General features: G+C 41.9%; 18 protein-coding genes. 4 read left to right on the forward strand and 14 right to left on the reverse strand.

All coding sequences use genetic code 11. The annotated features are described in order from the left end of the window. Nucleotides 1–29: 29 nt before the first annotated feature. From F991_RS12270 to F991_RS12320, 11 genes are all read right to left on the reverse strand, one after another. Nucleotides 30–1,490 carry a right-handed parallel beta-helix repeat-containing protein gene (locus F991_RS12270; protein WP_004671775.1) on the reverse strand — a complete coding sequence of 487 codons (1,461 nt, stop codon included), beginning with the start codon at nt 1,488–1,490 and terminating at the stop codon, nt 30–32. 18 nt (nt 1,491–1,508) lie between these two features. Continuing rightward, nucleotides 1,509–2,342, reverse strand: coding sequence for a type I 3-dehydroquinate dehydratase (gene aroD, locus F991_RS12275; RefSeq protein ID WP_171063488.1), 834 nt, complete (start codon nt 2,340–2,342; stop codon nt 1,509–1,511). 83 nt (nt 2,343–2,425) lie between these two features. After that, complete coding sequence (pcaG, locus tag F991_RS12280) at nt 2,426–3,055, reverse strand: protocatechuate 3,4-dioxygenase subunit alpha (protein WP_004671779.1); 630 nt, start codon at nt 3,053–3,055, stop codon at nt 2,426–2,428. A gap of 12 nt (nt 3,056–3,067) precedes the next feature. Then, entirely contained in the window at nt 3,068–3,793 is a 726-nt protein-coding gene (gene pcaH / locus F991_RS12285; protein ID WP_004671780.1) for a protocatechuate 3,4-dioxygenase subunit beta, read from the reverse strand. 10 nt (nt 3,794–3,803) lie between these two features. Further along, complete coding sequence (gene pcaC / locus F991_RS12290) at nt 3,804–4,217, reverse strand: 4-carboxymuconolactone decarboxylase (protein ID WP_004671782.1); 414 nt, start codon at nt 4,215–4,217, stop codon at nt 3,804–3,806. A 26-nt stretch (nt 4,218–4,243) separates the two neighbouring features. Next, nucleotides 4,244–5,596, reverse strand: coding sequence for a 4-hydroxybenzoate transporter PcaK (locus tag F991_RS12295; protein WP_004671784.1), 1,353 nt, complete (start codon nt 5,594–5,596; stop codon nt 4,244–4,246). 42 nt (nt 5,597–5,638) lie between these two features. Further along, on the reverse strand, nt 5,639–6,424 hold the full coding sequence (gene pcaD / locus F991_RS12300; RefSeq protein ID WP_004671786.1) for a 3-oxoadipate enol-lactonase: 786 nt from the start codon (nt 6,422–6,424) through the stop codon (nt 5,639–5,641). Next, complete coding sequence (locus tag F991_RS12305; RefSeq protein ID WP_004671788.1) at nt 6,421–7,776, reverse strand: 3-carboxy-cis,cis-muconate cycloisomerase; 1,356 nt, start codon at nt 7,774–7,776, stop codon at nt 6,421–6,423. Before F991_RS12305 ends, pcaD begins: the two co-directional genes overlap by 4 nt. An 8-nt stretch (nt 7,777–7,784) precedes the next feature. Further along, nucleotides 7,785–8,993 carry a 3-oxoadipyl-CoA thiolase gene (gene pcaF / locus F991_RS12310; RefSeq protein WP_004671790.1) on the reverse strand — a complete coding sequence of 403 codons (1,209 nt, stop codon included), beginning with the start codon at nt 8,991–8,993 and terminating at the stop codon, nt 7,785–7,787. A gap of 113 nt (nt 8,994–9,106) precedes the next feature. Continuing rightward, nucleotides 9,107–9,760, reverse strand: a complete 654-nt coding sequence (locus tag F991_RS12315; protein WP_004671791.1) for a 3-oxoacid CoA-transferase subunit B — start codon at nt 9,758–9,760, stop codon at nt 9,107–9,109. 11 nt (nt 9,761–9,771) lie between these two features. Beyond that, complete coding sequence (locus F991_RS12320) at nt 9,772–10,458, reverse strand: 3-oxoacid CoA-transferase subunit A (protein ID WP_004671793.1); 687 nt, start codon at nt 10,456–10,458, stop codon at nt 9,772–9,774. Nucleotides 10,459–10,707: 249 nt separating this feature from the next. Between F991_RS12320 and pcaU the strand changes: the two genes are divergently transcribed. The 4 genes from pcaU to F991_RS12340 all read left to right on the forward strand — a co-directional run bounded on the left by pcaU (nt 10,708) and on the right by F991_RS12340 (nt 13,571). Next, nucleotides 10,708–11,532 (forward strand): IclR family transcriptional regulator PcaU, encoded by an 825-nt coding sequence (gene pcaU / locus F991_RS12325; protein ID WP_004671795.1) that lies wholly within the window; start codon nt 10,708–10,710, stop codon nt 11,530–11,532. Nucleotides 11,533–11,686: 154 nt separating this feature from the next. Next, a complete protein-coding gene (locus F991_RS12330; RefSeq protein WP_004671797.1) occupies nt 11,687–12,277 on the forward strand; it encodes a nuclear transport factor 2 family protein in 591 nt (196 codons plus the stop codon). Nucleotides 12,278–12,361: 84 nt separating this feature from the next. Beyond that, the gene (locus F991_RS12335; RefSeq protein ID WP_004671799.1) at nt 12,362–12,862 is read left to right on the forward strand and encodes a chalcone isomerase family protein; all 501 of its coding nucleotides are present in this window, start codon (nt 12,362–12,364) and stop codon (nt 12,860–12,862) included. A gap of 13 nt (nt 12,863–12,875) precedes the next feature. Then, complete coding sequence (locus F991_RS12340) at nt 12,876–13,571, forward strand: response regulator transcription factor (protein ID WP_004671802.1); 696 nt, start codon at nt 12,876–12,878, stop codon at nt 13,569–13,571. Here F991_RS12340 and F991_RS12345 read toward each other — a convergent pair. From F991_RS12345 to F991_RS12355, 3 genes are read right to left on the reverse strand one after another with little or no spacing between them, the layout of a single operon-like run. After that, on the reverse strand, nt 13,568–14,896 hold the full coding sequence (locus F991_RS12345; protein WP_004671804.1) for a sensor histidine kinase: 1,329 nt from the start codon (nt 14,894–14,896) through the stop codon (nt 13,568–13,570). The two genes, F991_RS12340 and F991_RS12345, sit on opposite strands and share 4 nt — an antisense overlap. 30 nt (nt 14,897–14,926) lie before the next feature. Then, the gene (locus tag F991_RS12350) at nt 14,927–15,976 is read right to left on the reverse strand and encodes an SAM-dependent methyltransferase (RefSeq protein ID WP_004671806.1); all 1,050 of its coding nucleotides are present in this window, start codon (nt 15,974–15,976) and stop codon (nt 14,927–14,929) included. Nucleotides 15,977–15,984: 8 nt separating this feature from the next. After that, nucleotides 15,985–16,764 (reverse strand): DUF1295 domain-containing protein, encoded by a 780-nt coding sequence (locus F991_RS12355; protein ID WP_004671808.1) that lies wholly within the window; start codon nt 16,762–16,764, stop codon nt 15,985–15,987. Nucleotides 16,765–16,778: the final 14 nt, after the last annotated feature.

Here is a 16,778-nt window from a genome sequence, read left to right on the forward strand (position 1 = left end):
GCACCCCATGAAAGGTGCTACTTTTATTGTTATTTGACTCGCACGGCTGAACTCAGTTCAGATGTAGCGCCTAAATGATCCGTCACATTGGCAGTTATGGAGGCAACTTGAGCAGTTGGTTTCCATGAAACTGTTGCTACACCTTGAGCATTGGTAACAGCAATCGCTGAACCTAAATAAAGTTCGGCTTCATTTGAACTAGCGATCGAGTTTCCAAAAAATTCGACTTGATAACGCTGATTTGGTTGTCCTTTTACTTCAACAGCAAGTTGACCTTTTGAGAGTGTCAGTTTTGGTGCTTGAATGGCTTGGTTTGGTTGTGGATTACAGCCTTGTTGATTTGGTTGCTGACAAGTTTTTTGTAAGTTTTCAGGATCAATCTTGACACCATGCCCACGAGAACCAACAAAATGTGCATGCTCTAATCCCGGAATATCAAAAGTGATCGCACCTAAACGTTGGTTTGGTTCACAGCTTCCGCCTGCTTCACAGCGTTTAATATCCTTCGCATTATTCCAAATTTGATTTTTTGTTAATGTAATACGTGCATTAGCTTCTTTTTCAGAGCGAATCGCAATTCCAATGCGATTACCATGAATTTTGTTGCTATCTAAAATATTACCATCACCTGTTAGGTTAAATCCTAATGAGTTATTGGTCAGTTCGTTATAAGCAATGTAATTGCGTTTACCCCAATTAATCTGCAAACCATCTGAATAATTTTCAAACTTATTACCTACCACTGCATTGTCATTGCCCCAAAGGATTTCAATCCCTTGTGATGGCTCTGGATTTGCTGAAGTTGAAATAAAATGGTTATTTGCCACTAAGTTGAATGCAGCACCACGTGTTAGCTCTAAGCCATCACCATTGTCTTGGAAATAGTTATTGAGGACTTTGTTGTTATTGGTAGTGGTTGCAGTTGGATTGCCTTTACCATCATCACCTGTCAACATCACCCCCGCGCCACCATAGTTGTGCATAATGCGGTTATGTTGAATCAAGTTGTTGCTGGCACGATTCATCAAAATACCAATACAGAAGTGACGAATTTCTAAACCTTGGATGGTCACACCATTGATGTCACGTAACACAATTCCCGGTAAAGTGGTTGTACGTACATTGGTTCCGAACTGCCCTTCTACAGCGCCAGGACAGGCCTCAACGCCACGACCTTTAATATAGTTTGAACCATCAATGGCAATATGCTCGCCTGTTTTCGTCCATTGCGTACCAATGATTTTGACTGGTGCTTTAATTTCAGGAAGTGGGCTATTTACCTTGATTGCATACGGTGCTTCCCCTACCGCCTGAATCAGAATCTCGCTGGCTTCTGTCGGCTTGCTATTGACTTGTTCAATCGCCCAACGTAGTGAACCTTTTTCAGTGTCGTCCTGATAACGGTCTACGATGTAAGTTTCAGCTACTGCCAAACCTGATACTGCTAAACCGATTGCGAGCGCGCTTAAACGTAAAGAAATAACTTTCATTTTAAAAATCCTTTTCAATTATTCTGTCGGCTGAACTGTTTTTAACAACTGTTTCAGTTGGGTCACATCAATTTGACCCGGCGCTGATGCTTCACCAATCATGCCGAAGCTAAAACTGCCCCCCATATTGGCTGTCGCAATACGTGAAATTGTGCCTAGTTTGCCCATCGACATGGTCAACAATGGTTTATTTGAAAGTTGGCTAACTTTTAAGGTGGCATTCATCAAGGTAAAAACATCTTGTTTGTTTTGCGGCATCACTGCAATTTTTAAAATATCCGCACCAAGTTCATCTTGTTTCAATAAACGTTTAACGATTTCATCTTCACTTGGTGTTTTCTTAAAATCATGATTCGACATCACGATCAGCACTTTTTTATCATGTGCCAGTTGAACTGTATTTTTGACGATCTGCTGATCACGGAACATTTCAACATCCAGCATGTCCATAAAAGGCTGTTTTAAATAGGCTTGATAGGTCTTACCATAATCAGCATCGCTAATAGTGAGTTGACCACCTTCGTTATGGGTACGAATGGTAGCGATCACTGGTTTATTGCCTAATACCTTTTTTAATTCATGTCCTAAAGCAATTACCTGTTTGGTATCAGCAGCAAAATCGAGCAAATCAATACGAAATTCTGCTAGATCTGCATCTTGATTGGCTGCAATCACTTTAGCTTGAGCGATCGCTTGTTCTTTGGTTTTTGCAGTAATCGGTACAATAGTTTTAACTGGTGACTTGGCAAGCTCAGCCAATTGAACTGGGCTATGAACATTTTCTTGAGCCTGCACCATTTGAACCGTAAATAAAGGGCTAACAAGCAGTGTTAATGCTGCCAGTGTTTTCATTTTCATCATCATCGTCCTTAATGGATTGCCTGTCTTTCACAAGAACAAGCAATCATTGGTTATTGAGTTAAAATTTAAAAACTTTAAATATCAAAAAACACAGTTTCATCTTCGCCTTGGATACGAATGTCAAAGCGATACACCACTTCACCATCCACTTCTGTGCGTTTTGCAATTAAGGTTTGACGACGTGTTGCCCATTCAATACTGTTTAAAACTGGGTCGTTGGCATTTGCTTCAACTTCATCATCAAAGTAAATACGAGTATGCAAACCGAGATTGATACCACGCGCAAATACAACTACCGCAATATGCGGCGCTTGTATTGTGCCTTTACGGCCTGCTACTGCACCCGGTTTGATGGTGTTGAAACTCCAGAAACCTGTTTCAAAGTTTGCACCCGTGCGTCCCCAACCTAAAAAGTTTGGATCAACGGCCTTACCTTGCGTATCGGCTTGACTTGGGTAACCACCATTGGCATCGGCTTGCCAAATTTCTAACAACACATCTCTTAAAGGTAAACCAAGCCCATCAAAGACTTGCCCCTCAAGACGAATGCGCTGACCTTGCGTTTTTTCATTGACCAATTGGTGATTAAAATTGTGTTCAAACACTTCGATATTGGCTTGCTGAGGTAACAAACCGATATGCACATAAGGACCACCCGTTTGTGATGGGGTTTCCTTCAACTCCTGAAAATTCCACGCTTTCATTGTGTTACTCCATTAAGTCAAATCATTTTCAAAATAAGTCGCACGACGACCACGAAGATGAATATCAAAGCGGTAACAACGGCTATCAGCTTCAATGAAATTGTTTTTATCTTCCAATGCGATCAAAGCACGGCGTTGATCTTCAGATGGAATCGTTTTCAAGATTGGGCATGAGTCAATTAAAGTATCGCCTTCAAAATAAAACTGCGAAATCAAACGTTGCGCCCAACCGTCTGCAATTAATGAGAAATGGATATGTGCAGGACGCCATTCATTGATACGGTTACGCCATGGATATGGGCCTGGTTTAATGGTGCGGAAAATATAGAAACCATTTTCATCTGTTAAAGTACGACCACAACCACCAAAATTCGAATCCATCGCACCAATAAATTTGTCATTTGGATGACGGTAACGACCTGAAGCATTCGCTTGCCATACTTCTAATAAGGCATTTTTAACAGGACGACCAAACTGATCACGCACATAGCCATGCACGATGATGCGTTCTCCAACAGGCAAACCCTCTTTGGCATAGTTCAAAATCAAATCATTGTCTTTAGGGCCAAAGATGCTGGGTGAAAAATGTGGTGATGTCACCTCGGTTAAAGTTTCATTGATCGAAATCAACGCATTTTTTGGCGAGCGTAATACACTGGTTTTATACCCCGGTGTATAAGCTGGTGGGTGATCATCAGTATTCCGTTGCGGATATGCACCCAAAGTATGATTAAACATGCTCATCTCCTTAATCCTGTTGTTGTGCTGAAATGGGTAGCACCTCTATTCCAAGTTCTTTGAAAACCTCTTCTGCCATGTGCATTGCAGCATTTGCCGCTGGTAAGCCTGCATACAGTGAACTATGTAAAATCAGTTCTTTGAGCTCATCCTTGGTCACACCGTTGTTAAAACAAGCACGTAAATGCATTCTGAGTTCGTCTTCGCGTCCCAAAGCCAACAAAATAGCGATGGTAACTAAGCTACGGGTATGACGTGGCAAACCTTCACGTGACCACACTTCACCCCAAGCAAAACGGCTAATAAAATTCTGAAAATCTTGGTTAAAGTCATTTAGGTTCTCTAGAGAACGCCCGACATGCTTTTCACCCAGTACTTCAGTACGGACTTTCAGACCTTGTTGATAACGTTGTTCATCATTCATTGACGTTGTCCCGAATTGAAAGAAAGTTAGGTTGCATCCGTGTGCGCAACGATCGATTTAATAAAGATCGCCACAGCAGCAGCCGTTGCAGGAATAAACAACATGCTTAAGATCATGGTGAATGACCAATTATTCCCAAGTAAAACAGCCCCGATCCACGCACCAAATACAGCACCGAAACGACCGATACCTGTCATCCATGCAATTCCTGTTGCACGACATTGGGTTGGATAGAAACGAGCACTCAATGCTGGCATAGCAGACTGCGCGCCATTGATGGCGATACCAGCGCATAGAACTAAAACAGCAAGTAAAGTTGGATTTGCTAAGCTTTGACCGACTGCAATCGCAAATAGCCCTGCAACAAAGTAGAAACCTGCAATAATTCGATTTGGGTTGAAACGATCCATTGCCCAACCAATAAATAAGGCACTGAGCACGCCACCAAATTGGAACAGACCACCGATAAATGCAGCACGCTCCATGGTTGCGCCAGTTTCACGCATTAAAGTTGGTAACCAACTGGTCAGTAGATAAATCACCACTAAACCCATGAAGTAGGTTGACCACAATAAAACGGTACCTTTGGAATATTGTTTAGAGAACAACATGCCAAACACATTTTTCTTTTGCGCTACCGCAGACTGTTCTTCTGGGATATGAAACTCGGTTATCCCTTGAACTTTTGATGGTGCGATACGGGTTAAAATTTTGCGTACTTTTTCAGGATTCTTGCCTTTCACAATCAAATAACGATAAGACTCAGGTAAGAAAAAGATCACCAGCAGCATCAAGATCAGTGGCGACCATCCACCCAATAAAAATAGGCTATGCCATCCAAAGGTCGGAATCAGCCAACTACTGATAAAACCACCTGTTGCCATACCCAAGTTATAGCCACAGAACATACAGGTCACTAGTAATGAACGAATACGATGTGGACAATACTCTGAGAACAATGTCGTCGCATTCGGCATCGCCGCGCCTAAACCAATACCTGTTAAGAAACGTAATAGCACCAAACTATCTAAATTGGTGGCGTAGGCAGAAGCCAAAGTAAAACCACCAAAAATCAGCATGGAAATCGTTAAAACAATCTTACGGCCAAAACGATCGGCTGTAGGCCCTGAGACCAATGCCCCAATGATCATGCCGCCAAGTGCAGCACTCATCACAGGACCAAGTTGCGAACGGTCAATGCCCCAATCTTGCGCCAAAGCAGGTGCGATAAAACCCATCGCCGCAGTATCAATTCCATCTACAAATACGATGAGAAAACAAATGATTGCAATCATCCACTGATACTTACTAAGCGGTGCATCATTAATCAGCGCCTGTGCATCCATACTTTTTTTTGGGGCAGCAAATTCCTGTGCCATAGTTGCCTCCTTGTAGGCGAATTCCTTTCTAACCCGAAACGGTTATATTTTCTGAATAAACGTTGACAATGCTTGATTGAAAACCTGAGGTTGCTCAATATTCGATAAATGTGAAGCTGCCAAGATTTCAAGCTGACTGTGTGAAATAGACTGATGCATAAATGTTGCATCATGAACCGTGGTAACAGGGTCAAACTGACCTGCAATAATGCACGTCGGGATTTGGATCTGTTGAAGTTGATCTCGTAGATCTGCATCCGCTAAAGCTCGACAGGCATGTGCATAACCTTGCACAGGTGTCACCGCTAAACTTTGAATGGTTTTCTGTGCCAGCACATCATGGGCATAATCAAAGTGTTCGCTAAACCACCTCGTATGGGTGGTTTTGACGATATCCGCTAGACCTTGCTGCTCAACACTATCAGCACGTGCATTCCAACCTTCTGCTGTCCAAATCTTTGCAGCTGAATTTGCCACCGTAATGCTATGCAAACGTTCGGGAAACTGGATCGCTAAAGCCAGTGCAGTAATGCCCCCCATTGAAATGCCACAAAAATGTGCCTTTTCAATTTTGAGTGCATCTAAAATATCAACAACATCTTCGGCAAGGTTTTGCAAAGTGCTACTCTCAATAACACTACTCGCACCGTGACCACGGCTATCGTAAGTTACGATTTGATATTGTTCTGACAATGCTTCAACCTGTGCTTGCCACATACCCTGATCTGTTCCAAGCGAGTTAGAAAACATAATCACTGGCGCATCTTTCTGACCCTGCACTTGCACTGCAAGTTGATATCCTTGACGATTATGAATATTGATCATCATTTTGAGTCTCCTTGCGCTGCTTGTAGTACTGCATCAATTTGCGCCTGAATATTGCCCAAATAAGACTCGGGCTGGAAAAGCTGATCCAATGCTTCAGCTGAGAAATGAGCATTCACTTCATCTAAGTTGGATAAAATATTTTTCAAATGTGTATCTTGTTCAACTGCTTGCTGACATGCTTGCTCAACCACATGATGTGCATTTAAGCGTCCAATCTTGCTAGCAAGTGCCATCATGACTGCTTCTGCCATAATCAAACCTTGTGTCGTTTCAAGATTCCGTTGCATTGCATCTGCATTGACTTCTATGCCTTGTAAAACCTCATTACTGCGCTCTAATGCGCCCGCACATAACTGAAAAATCTCAGGTATTGCTAACCATTCCGCATGCCATGCACCTAAAGCACGTTCGTGGTCTTGAACCATGCTTTGATAAACACTAGCCATCAGCGCTGGAACGCGATTTGCAGCTGCAAGAATTGAAGCGGCTGCAACAGGATTTCGCTTGTGAGGCATTGTCGATGAACCACCACGCCCTTTTGCTGTTGGTTCATAAACTTCAGCGATTTCAGTCTGCATCAATAGGGACCAATCTTTTGCCATCTTGCCAACATTGCCCACAATCATGGCAAGTAGACTAGCAATCTCAACCATACGATCACGCTCGCCATGCCAAGTGCATTCAGGTGTTGAGAGCCCTAATTCAGCTGAAAAGGCTTGAACCACAGCAGAACCTTGATTTTGCAAAGATGCTAATGAACCTACAGCACCACCCAGTTGTGCAGTGAGTACTCTGGTTTTCATTGCTTGCAAACGATCAAGATCACGTTTTAATGCAGCCGCATAACGTGCAAACTTATGCCCTAATGTAATTGGCAAAGCTTGCTGCAACCATGTACGCCCAATCATCACTTGGTCACGATAACGCTCAGCCTGTTGTAGAGAAATTTGATATGCAGATTGAAGTTGCTTTGCGATCAATCCCAAGGCATCACGACACTGTAAAATCGTCGCAGTATCAATGATGTCTTGACTGGTCGCCCCCCAGTGCACATAGCGAGAAGCATCTTCATCATGCTGCTTCACAATCGCTGTAAATTGCTTCACAAACGGAATCGCAATATTTCCAGCTAAACCCGTTGCTACTGCCAAAGCATCGAAATCAATTTTTTCTGATGCGGATTGACCAACCTGTTCAATCATCGTTGCGGCTGCTATAGGAATGACATAGACCTGAGCCTGAGCTTTAGCCAAAGCCACTTCGGCTTGCATCATATAATTCAATAAAGCTTGATCACTAAATATGGTAGTGACATCAGGCTGATAAAATAAGCTGGCGTATAACTGACTCATAGCAGTCCTCACTCAACTCGCTGAATAATCAAAGCGATGCCTTGACCGACCCCAATACACATTGAACATAAGGCATAACTACCGCCTGTTTGCTCAAGCTGATTCAAGGCTGTGGTGACCAGTCGTGCACCCGATGCACCGAGTGGATGACCTAAGGCAATCGCACCACCATTTGGATTGATACGCGCATCATCATCTGCCAAACCTAAATCACGCGTTACTGCCAAAGCTTGAGCTGCAAATGCTTCATTCAACTCAATCACATCCATCTGAGCTAAAGTCAGGTTGGCTTGTTTCAGTAACTTTTTGATCGCAGGTGCAGGTGCAAAACCCATAATGCGTGGTTCAACACCCACCGTAGTTGCTGCAATGATTTTGGCACGTGGCTTAAGTTGGTATTGAGCAACCGCTTCATCTGAGGCGATCAACAGTGCTGCCGCACCATCATTAATCCCCGAAGCGTTACCCGCGGTGACGGTACCTTCTGCCTTCACTACAGCTTTGAGTTTGGTCAGTGCTTCGATGGTGGTCGATGCACGAGGATGTTCATCAGTATCGATAACGACCGCATCACCTTTACGTTGCGGAATCGTGACTGGGACGATCTCTTGTTTAAAAAAGCCTTTGGCTTGCGCTGCAGCAGTGCGTTGTTGGCTCACCAAGGCAAACTGGTCTTGATCGGTACGATTGATATTGAATTGTTCCGCTACGTTTTCAGCGGTTTGTGGCATGGTGTCTACACCATACATTTCTTTGAGCTTTGGATTGATAAAACGCCAACCCATAGTCGTGTCTTCAATCTTTTGGCTACGCCCAAAAGCACTGTCTGATTTCCCCATCACATACGGTGCACGGCTCATGCTTTCGACACCACCCGCAATGATCAGATTTGCTTCACCCGCTTTAATCGCACGCGCTGCCATGGCAATCGCATCTAAAGATGAACCACAAAGACGGTTTACTGTGGTTGCAGGGACTTGATAGGGCAAGCCAGCTAATAATGCGGACATACGCCCCACATTACGGTTATCTTCACCCGCTTGATTGGCACAGCCGTAAATCACATCATCCACCTGTTGCCAATCGACCGTTGGATTACGTTGCATTAAGGCTTGAATCGGAACTGCACCCAGATCATCAGCACGTACAGGCGCTAAACCACCTGCATAACGTCCAAAGGGGGTGCGAATCGCATCAATGATATAAGCGTTTTTCATATGTTTTTCCCTATAATCCTCCCTTAATCCCTCCTTTAAAAGGAGGGAGACTTCACTCTATTGTTTTGGTGAAGTCCCCCTTAACAAAGGGGGATTTTGGGGGATTTCAATCCTTATACTTGCGTCGCATCAATCAATTGAGCACCCGTCAAAGCCTGTAGTTCTTCAAAGCTAAGACCAACCACTTTCTCAATCACTTTTAAACCTTCTGTGGTCACATCAATCACACACAGATCGGTATAAATACGATCAACACATTTCAAACCTGTGGCTGGATACGAAAGCTCTTCAACGATCTTAGGTTCACCTTGTTTGGTGACATGATCGGTAGTGATAAAGACTTTCTTTGCACCTACGGCTAAGTCCATTGCACCACCCACAGCAGGAATCGCATCGGCTGCACCTGTATGCCAATTGGCAAGATCACCGTTGGCTGCAACTTGAAATGCACCCAGTACCGCGATATCTAAATGACCCCCACGCATCATGGCAAAGGAATCACCATGATGGAAAAAGCATCCCCCTGTGAGCATGGTCACATATTCTTTACCTGCATTAATCAGCTCAGGGTCTTCTTCACCTTTGGCTGGTGGTGGGCCAAATGCCAATAAACCATTTTCAGAATGCAGAAAAACATCTTTATCCGCAGGTAAGTAATTTGAAATCTTAGTGGGTAAGCCAATACCTAAATTGACATAGGCACCATCAGGAATATCTTGTGCCACACGTGCTGCAATCTGGTCACGGCTGAGTTTTTGATAGCTCATTGTTATTCTCCTTATTGCGCAGTGACAGGTGTTGTTGCGTCAACCGCAACCACATGCTGAACAAAAATCCCAGGGGTAACGATGTGTTCAGGATCAAGCTGACCGAGTTCAACCACTTCAGAGACTTGAGCAATGGTGACATCAGCAGCCATGGCCATAATCGGACCAAAGTTACGCGCAGATTTGTTATAGACAAGGTTGCCCCAACGATCGCCCTTATAGGCTTTGATCAAAGCAAAGTCCGCTTTGATTGGATATTCAAGGACATAGTCTTTCCCATCGATATGACGGGTTTCTTTGCCTTCTGCCAATAATGTTCCGAAGCCAGTCGGCGTAAATACAGCACCTAAACCCATACCCGCAGCTTGGATACGGCAAGCGAGATTGCCTTGTGGGACAAGTTCTAATTCGATTTTTCCTGCATGGTAGAGTTCATCGAACACCCATGAATCAGATTGGCGTGGGAAAGAGCAGATGATTTTACGGACTGCGCCTGTTTTTAGAAGTTTGGCAAGACCATAATCGCCATTGCCAGCATTGTTATTGACGATCACCAGATCTTTGACACCGAGTTCAATGAGGCCATCGATCAGTTCAGCGGGTTGTCCTGCGGTGCCAAAACCACCAATCATAATGGTTGAACCGTCTTTTATTTGGGATAAAACCTCGGTCAATGAGGTGCTACTCTTATCAATCATCTGCCTACTTCCTGTACGATAAGTCACTCAATCTTTCAGGCCGAAAAGCGAGCCAATGAAGTTGAGTGTTCTGTTCGGATTGCTTGTATTTATTCTTGATAAATTTTGAACGTACTTCTATGCTTTAAAGTGTATTTTGTTCGATATATGATTTTTATGTTCGATGATCGAACATTATCCAAGTAAAACAGTCGCCTTTTGATTAGACTAATAACGAGAGATTAAAAAGACGAATCGGAGTTTCGCCATATGGATCGTGATCAAGAAAAAACTGTTCGATTTATTCATCACAGTGAAAATAAAAAATCAATTCGGCATGAGGACTTTATTGCAGGCATTGCGAAAGGTTTAACCATTTTGGAATGTTTTGGTCCAGAACGACACCGCTTAAACATTAGTACCGCGGCGGAAAAAACAGGCATGACACGTGCCGCTGCTCGACGCCATTTACTTACTTTAGAATACTTAGGCTATTTAGAATTTGATGGCCATTATTATTTTTTAGCCCCTAAAATCCTTAAATTTTCAGGTGCTTACTTAGATGGTTCGCCACTACCTAAGATCTGTCAGCCTTTACTCAATTTGCTCACCAATCAGACTTCATTGATTTATTCGGTTATGGTTTTAGATGGCTATGAAGCCATTACGATTGCACGTAGTGCGGCACATCAACAAACCGATCGAGTGAATCCATACGGTCTGCATCTTGGTAATCGACTCCCTGCACATGCCACTTCAGCAGGTAAAATTTTACTTGCGCATCTTGATTTGGATGCACAAAAACAATGGTTGGAAAAATATCCACTCAAACGATTGACCAAATATACACATACCGATAGTGAGGAATTTTTAGCACTTCTACATGAAATTAAAGAACAAGATTGGTGCTACTCATGTGAGGAACATGAGCTTGGCGTACATGCTGTTGCTGTGCCGATCTATGACTCGAATGCAGATGTTGTTGCGGCGTTAAATATCGTCTCGCCCACCATGCGTACAACAAAAGATTATTTAATCACTCATATTTTGCCTTTACTGATGGAAACCTCACGTGATTTACGCCAAGTGATCTGATCAATCGTCTCCCGCTCCTTCCAAAGTCACGCACAGCTTTGGGAGCGAGTTTCAAATTTTTATAAAAAACGCTTTTATTTTTATCGAACTTGTTCACATCCTGTTCACATCAACACTTTTAGTATAGATCTTAAAGTGGAATTGGATATTAGATATGGCTCTCTTCAGAACATTAGCAGTTTCAACGCTGACCTTGATTTCATTAGTCGGATGTAAAAGTGTTCCAAGTTATACATCTGATTATCAAAATGCAGATAAACAAATAACAGGGATCACGCTAGACAATGAAAAAGCTCAAATAATTGGTCAACGCTTCGTTACCGCTTTTAATACGTTAGGAACAGATGATTTCGTAAAAAATGCAAGTCAACTGTATGCAGATCAGCTTTTTATAAATGACACACTTTCTCAATTTTCCAATAAACAAGATTTAATACAACATTTTGAAGGTATGAATAAGCGTGTGAGTAATGTGACTGTAAAACTGGTCAGTGCCACACATCAAAGTGATTCAGCTTATATACATTGGTATATGGCCTATGATTTTAAAATGTTTGGTCGTACTAAATCGATGGCATCCTATGGCATCACCCAAATCAAGATCAATGGTTCAAATCAGATCGTTTTCCAACAAGATTACTGGGATCCTGCCGATGGACTTTTTCGTTCTCTGCCTTATGTCGGCAAAGCTTACTCAATGATTTTACCTTTTAAAAATAACTTAAAATCCAGCTCACCCCAGTAGAAAATCATGGAAATAAATTGAGCACCTTCATGATTAAAGCGAAGGATAGATAGACAACTTAACTTTTAAATATTGAGGTCTGAGATGCATGGCTATTACAGAAATTTATTACTGCTATCGAGTACACTTTTTTTATTAACGACTGCCTCTCAGAGTTCTGCGAATACGCAATTGTGTAAAAATGCCGCCCTTATCGTCACCAAAAAAGAGGTCGGTAATGTGAGCTACTATGCAGCAGACTGTACACAAAAATGGGAAACGCAAGATATTCAATTAGATTTCTTCTACACTCGTGACATTCCTGAATGGGCATTCAAACGTGCAGCAACACATTTCCTCAAGAAAAATATTCCTGACTTTTCAGAAAACTCACCTTTAAATCGAATTACAGCACTGTATAAACCTGTACGAAAAGGTGATCTATATTCATTAAAATATACTCAATCCAATCAAACCCTTTCATTATCTTTAAATCAAAAGCCACTGGGAAAAATCACTGACAATCAAGCCAATCAGTATTTCAAAATTTGGTTTGGAAGTTCGCCATTCAATGCTAAATTAAAGCAACAACTACTAAATCAATAACTTGAATCTAATTATGAACAATCAATTTATTCTGATGGTCGAAGATCACTATGAGCTTGCTGCAACTGTATGCGAGTTTTTAGAAGAACATGGCTTTGTGATCGACCATGCGCGGAATCTAGATGCTGCAAGAAATTTTCTAAAGCATCAACCCTATCATTTGTTATTGCTTGATATTAATTTACCTGATGGATCAGGTTATGATTTATGTGAATGGTTGCGGAATGATCAAGGCAAAGATATTCCGGTGTTGATGCTGACTGCGAGAGATACGCTAGATGATAAATTAAAAGGATTTACTGCTGGTACAGATGACTATCTGGTTAAACCTTTTGATTTTAATGAATTGGTCATGCGCATACGTGCTTTAATCAAACGCTCTCTTGGCGAAGTTTCTTCAAACAAAATTCAGATCCACGATCTTATTTTAGACAGTTCCACTCAGACCGTAACTCGTGCTGGTCAACAAATCGATTTGGCACGCATTCAATTTAAATTATTAAAAATTTTGATGAGAAACTCGCCCAAAGTCATTACCAAACAAGAAATTATTATTGAGCTTTGGGGCGATGAAGAACCAGAAAGTGATGCCTTACGTAGTCATATTTATAATTTACGTAAAATGGTTGATAAACCGTTTCAACAAAAGCTGATTCACACCGTTTCAGGTGTTGGATTAAAGGTCGCATTAGAAGATCACTCAAGTTAGTTCATATAAACAACAACAATTAGACCTGTTGTATTCTCGAGTTGAAGGTGCGGGTGTGTGTTTAAATAGTATTGTCGATCAAACAACTCTACACGCCACCCCAATTGATTACAGAGTTTCTGCACCAGTTGTAATCCAATACCATGCCCTTTTGCTTTAATTTGAAGCTGACTTGCGTTTAACTCTTGTACTTTAGAATCATTTGGCATGTTGATTCCGATACCATTATCAGCGATCACAATACTATTCTTGCGTTGAATAATATGAATATGTGTCCCTTGTGAGTAATTCAATGCATTGCGTAAAATATTGCTCAGCACCATCTTGGTCATCGAAGGATAGATAAGTCTTGGAAATTCGTGCGGATCATATTGAACCAAGATTTCAATGCCCTTAGTTTGGCCGACGGACTCGAGATCACCAACCAATTCACTGATAATATTCGATAGACAAATTTGCTCTGCCGTTAAAGTGTTGGTCGTATTCCGCGCGATTGCCAATAAAGTATCAACAAGTAGTTGCATATCCTCGATGGTATTCGAAATACGACTTAAAGATTTGTCATTGCCATAACGAGACTGACACAGTTGCACATTTCCCTTTAGGATCGTAAGCGGAGTGCGTAACTCATGGCTCACATCACCAGTAAACTCGCGTTCTCGGTTGATAAAGTCATTCAGCACTTGGTGATATTTTTCTAATGCTTGCTTCAGATATTCAGCCTCCATATTGCCATTGGTACTGATCCCTTGAAATGGAGATGCTTCTTTATTTTGATGCGCCCAGTCAATATGTTCTAAAGCATTTGCCAATCGTGTGATCGGTGAAAAATATCGTCGCGCTCGACGGTTAGACCACCATAAAAAACTATACAACACGATGAGGCTAAACATCAAAGGCGCGAGACCGAACATCCAAACGATTTTATTGACGTTGCTTTCGCCAAAAACCAGCAGCACATGCTGCCCTTTTTGTTCGCCATACACCGTCATTCGCTCTTTACCATCAACAAATATTCGATGCACTCCTGCTTTTAAAACTTGATGTTTAAATGCCATTGGTGGTGTTTCAGTTTCCCAACGATAGCCATATAAATTTTTTGTATCAGGCAGATCAGTATTGGGATTACGCTCAATTCGCATCCAATAGTGATCCATTTCTTGTTCAAGGGCCGTTTTTAACAATGAGCCCTTGATGACCCAAGCACTACAGGCTATTCCGATAATAATCGAAAGTGCGATCAGCCCAATTTGCAACCAATAATGGCGATTAAACATCTCACTGAGTGGATGCGTATTTGCATCATTTTTATTGCGTCTAAACATAGGCTGATCTACTAGCAGATTCTCATTTCATTATACGGCTTTCTTTTTGAACAGGAAGTGACCAACCACCCATTCTTGACCTTGCTCAAAACCAAATAACTCTGCGCAAGCCATGAAGAATATACGCCAACGTTGCCACCATGCCTCAGCATCTTGTACATACACTTTTGCAAAAAGTGGTTTTAATTGTTCAGCGTTGCGATCCATATTTTCCAGCCAAGCATTGGCAGTTTTTTCATAATGAGTACCTGACCATTGCCAATGCTGTGCAAGTTCTAAATGATCTTGGAAGTGTAAAAAAGTTGAACTTGCCGGCATCAATCCACCTGAGAAAAAGTATCTCGACATCCAGTCATATTCACTTTTGATTTCAAAAGGATAATGTAAAAAACGATGACAAAAAATGTGACACCATAACAATCCATCCGTTTTAAGCCATGATTGAATTTTCTCAAACAGCTTGTGATAGTTTCTGACATGCTCAAACATTTCCACGGAAACCACGCGATCAAATGAATTCTTTGTTAATTCAATGACATTGACATCACAAGTCATCACTTCAATATTATTTAAATGACGCTTTTCGGCTTCCGCCAAAATATGTTTACGTTGAGTTGCGGAGTTAGATACGGCAGTAATTTTTGCATTGGGATAGCGTTCTGCCATCCATAATGTAAATGAACCCCAACCACATCCAAGCTCCAAGATGTGTTGACCATCCTGCAATTGCGCCCGCTCACTATAAATGTGCAGCGAAAATTCCTCTGCATCATCCAACGTGGTTTTTTCATGTGGAAAGAAACATGCACTGTATTTTAACCTTTTTCCTAAAACAGCCTGAAAAAAAGCAGTTGGCAATTCATAATGTTGCTCGTTGGCTTTGTCCGTTTCGATTGCAATTTCACTGTGCTTCAGCATGTTCAGCACATCCATATAACGTTGAGCACCTTGTTCAGGGTCATAGCGCCCTTCTTGAATCAAGCGCTTTTTGCTCAATGCACGGATTGCAGCACGAATCGCCTGATCAGGTACTAGACCGCTCTCAACGAGTTTTAATGATTTTTGAATAATAAAGTCCATGCGCGTACCTACTCTTTGGGTTTCCACGGAATAAACATAGAAGTTCGTTTTTGATAATCGAGATAATTTTGACCTCGATTCTTTAAAGCCTGTTGTTCGCTAAATGGAATACCTGTGATGTAGTACAAGAACAACCACATCAACACTGGATATATCCACAAGCTATATAAACCAGCTGCCAATCCTAAAACTGGATAAGCAAACCAATGTATCCATTCAAAGAAATAATTTGGATGACGTGAATAACGCCATAGCCCTTGATCCATGGTTTTGTCATGATTTTGCGTGTTTTGCTTAAACCGATAAAGTTGTTGATCTGCGATCACCTCACCGATAAAAGCAACTGCCATGATCATGCCCGCAATAATCAGAAAATCATTGCTTTGAACACTCCATACGGCGCTTGGAACATTGAGCAAACTCCACATTGGAATCGTAAACAACATCGCCAAGCCTGCTTGAAACATAAAGAAAGCGAAAAAACCAAGATGTTGATATTTCCCCATCGCACGACGCATATTGGCATAGCGTCGATCTTCTTCATGCTCTGCTAAATAACGGCGTAACAAATGCCAACTCAAACGCAAGAACCAGATTGAACTGAATATTCCAATGAATAACTGGACATTGACTGGGGCAACGTCAACCAACCATGCTGTCATGACGATATTAAGAACAATACAAAAACTCCATGCCACATCAACGATGCCTGCACGATGATTGTATGTTGCCCATAACCAACAAACGGTCATCACCACTGCATCAAGTAAAAACAATTGCCACAACATACTGCCTCCTTAAT

Origin of the sequence: Acinetobacter sp. CIP-A165 (assembly GCF_000367985.1) — a bacterium.
Classification (GTDB): domain Bacteria; phylum Pseudomonadota; class Gammaproteobacteria; order Pseudomonadales; family Moraxellaceae; genus Acinetobacter.

Excerpts from the sequence above, each read along its gene's own strand:
- F991_RS12320 (WP_004671793.1), bottom strand. The coding sequence starts at position 10,458 with ATGATTGATAAGAGTAGCACCTCATTGACCGAGGTTTTATCCCAAATA.
- F991_RS12295 (WP_004671784.1), bottom strand. The coding sequence starts at position 5,596 with ATGGCACAGGAATTTGCTGCCCCAAAAAAAAGTATGGATGCACAGGCG.
- F991_RS12335 (WP_004671799.1), top strand. The coding sequence starts at position 12,362 with ATGCATGGCTATTACAGAAATTTATTACTGCTATCGAGTACACTTTTT.
- aroD (WP_171063488.1), bottom strand. The coding sequence starts at position 2,342 with ATGAAAACACTGGCAGCATTAACACTGCTTGTTAGCCCTTTATTTACG.
- pcaF (WP_004671790.1), bottom strand. The coding sequence starts at position 8,993 with ATGAAAAACGCTTATATCATTGATGCGATTCGCACCCCCTTTGGACGT.
- F991_RS12355 (WP_004671808.1), bottom strand. The coding sequence starts at position 16,764 with ATGTTGTGGCAATTGTTTTTACTTGATGCAGTGGTGATGACCGTTTGT.
- pcaC (WP_004671782.1), bottom strand. The coding sequence starts at position 4,217 with ATGAATGATGAACAACGTTATCAACAAGGTCTGAAAGTCCGTACTGAA.
- F991_RS12270 (WP_004671775.1), bottom strand. The coding sequence starts at position 1,490 with ATGAAAGTTATTTCTTTACGTTTAAGCGCGCTCGCAATCGGTTTAGCA.
- pcaU (WP_004671795.1), top strand. The coding sequence starts at position 10,708 with ATGGATCGTGATCAAGAAAAAACTGTTCGATTTATTCATCACAGTGAA.
- F991_RS12305 (WP_004671788.1), bottom strand. The coding sequence starts at position 7,776 with ATGAGTCAGTTATACGCCAGCTTATTTTATCAGCCTGATGTCACTACC.
- pcaH (WP_004671780.1), bottom strand. The coding sequence starts at position 3,793 with ATGTTTAATCATACTTTGGGTGCATATCCGCAACGGAATACTGATGAT.
- F991_RS12350 (WP_004671806.1), bottom strand. The coding sequence starts at position 15,976 with ATGGACTTTATTATTCAAAAATCATTAAAACTCGTTGAGAGCGGTCTA.
- F991_RS12330 (WP_004671797.1), top strand. The coding sequence starts at position 11,687 with ATGGCTCTCTTCAGAACATTAGCAGTTTCAACGCTGACCTTGATTTCA.
- pcaD (WP_004671786.1), bottom strand. The coding sequence starts at position 6,424 with ATGATGATCAATATTCATAATCGTCAAGGATATCAACTTGCAGTGCAA.
- F991_RS12345 (WP_004671804.1), bottom strand. The coding sequence starts at position 14,896 with ATGTTTAGACGCAATAAAAATGATGCAAATACGCATCCACTCAGTGAG.
- F991_RS12315 (WP_004671791.1), bottom strand. The coding sequence starts at position 9,760 with ATGAGCTATCAAAAACTCAGCCGTGACCAGATTGCAGCACGTGTGGCA.
- F991_RS12340 (WP_004671802.1), top strand. The coding sequence starts at position 12,876 with ATGAACAATCAATTTATTCTGATGGTCGAAGATCACTATGAGCTTGCT.
- pcaG (WP_004671779.1), bottom strand. The coding sequence starts at position 3,055 with ATGAAAGCGTGGAATTTTCAGGAGTTGAAGGAAACCCCATCACAAACG.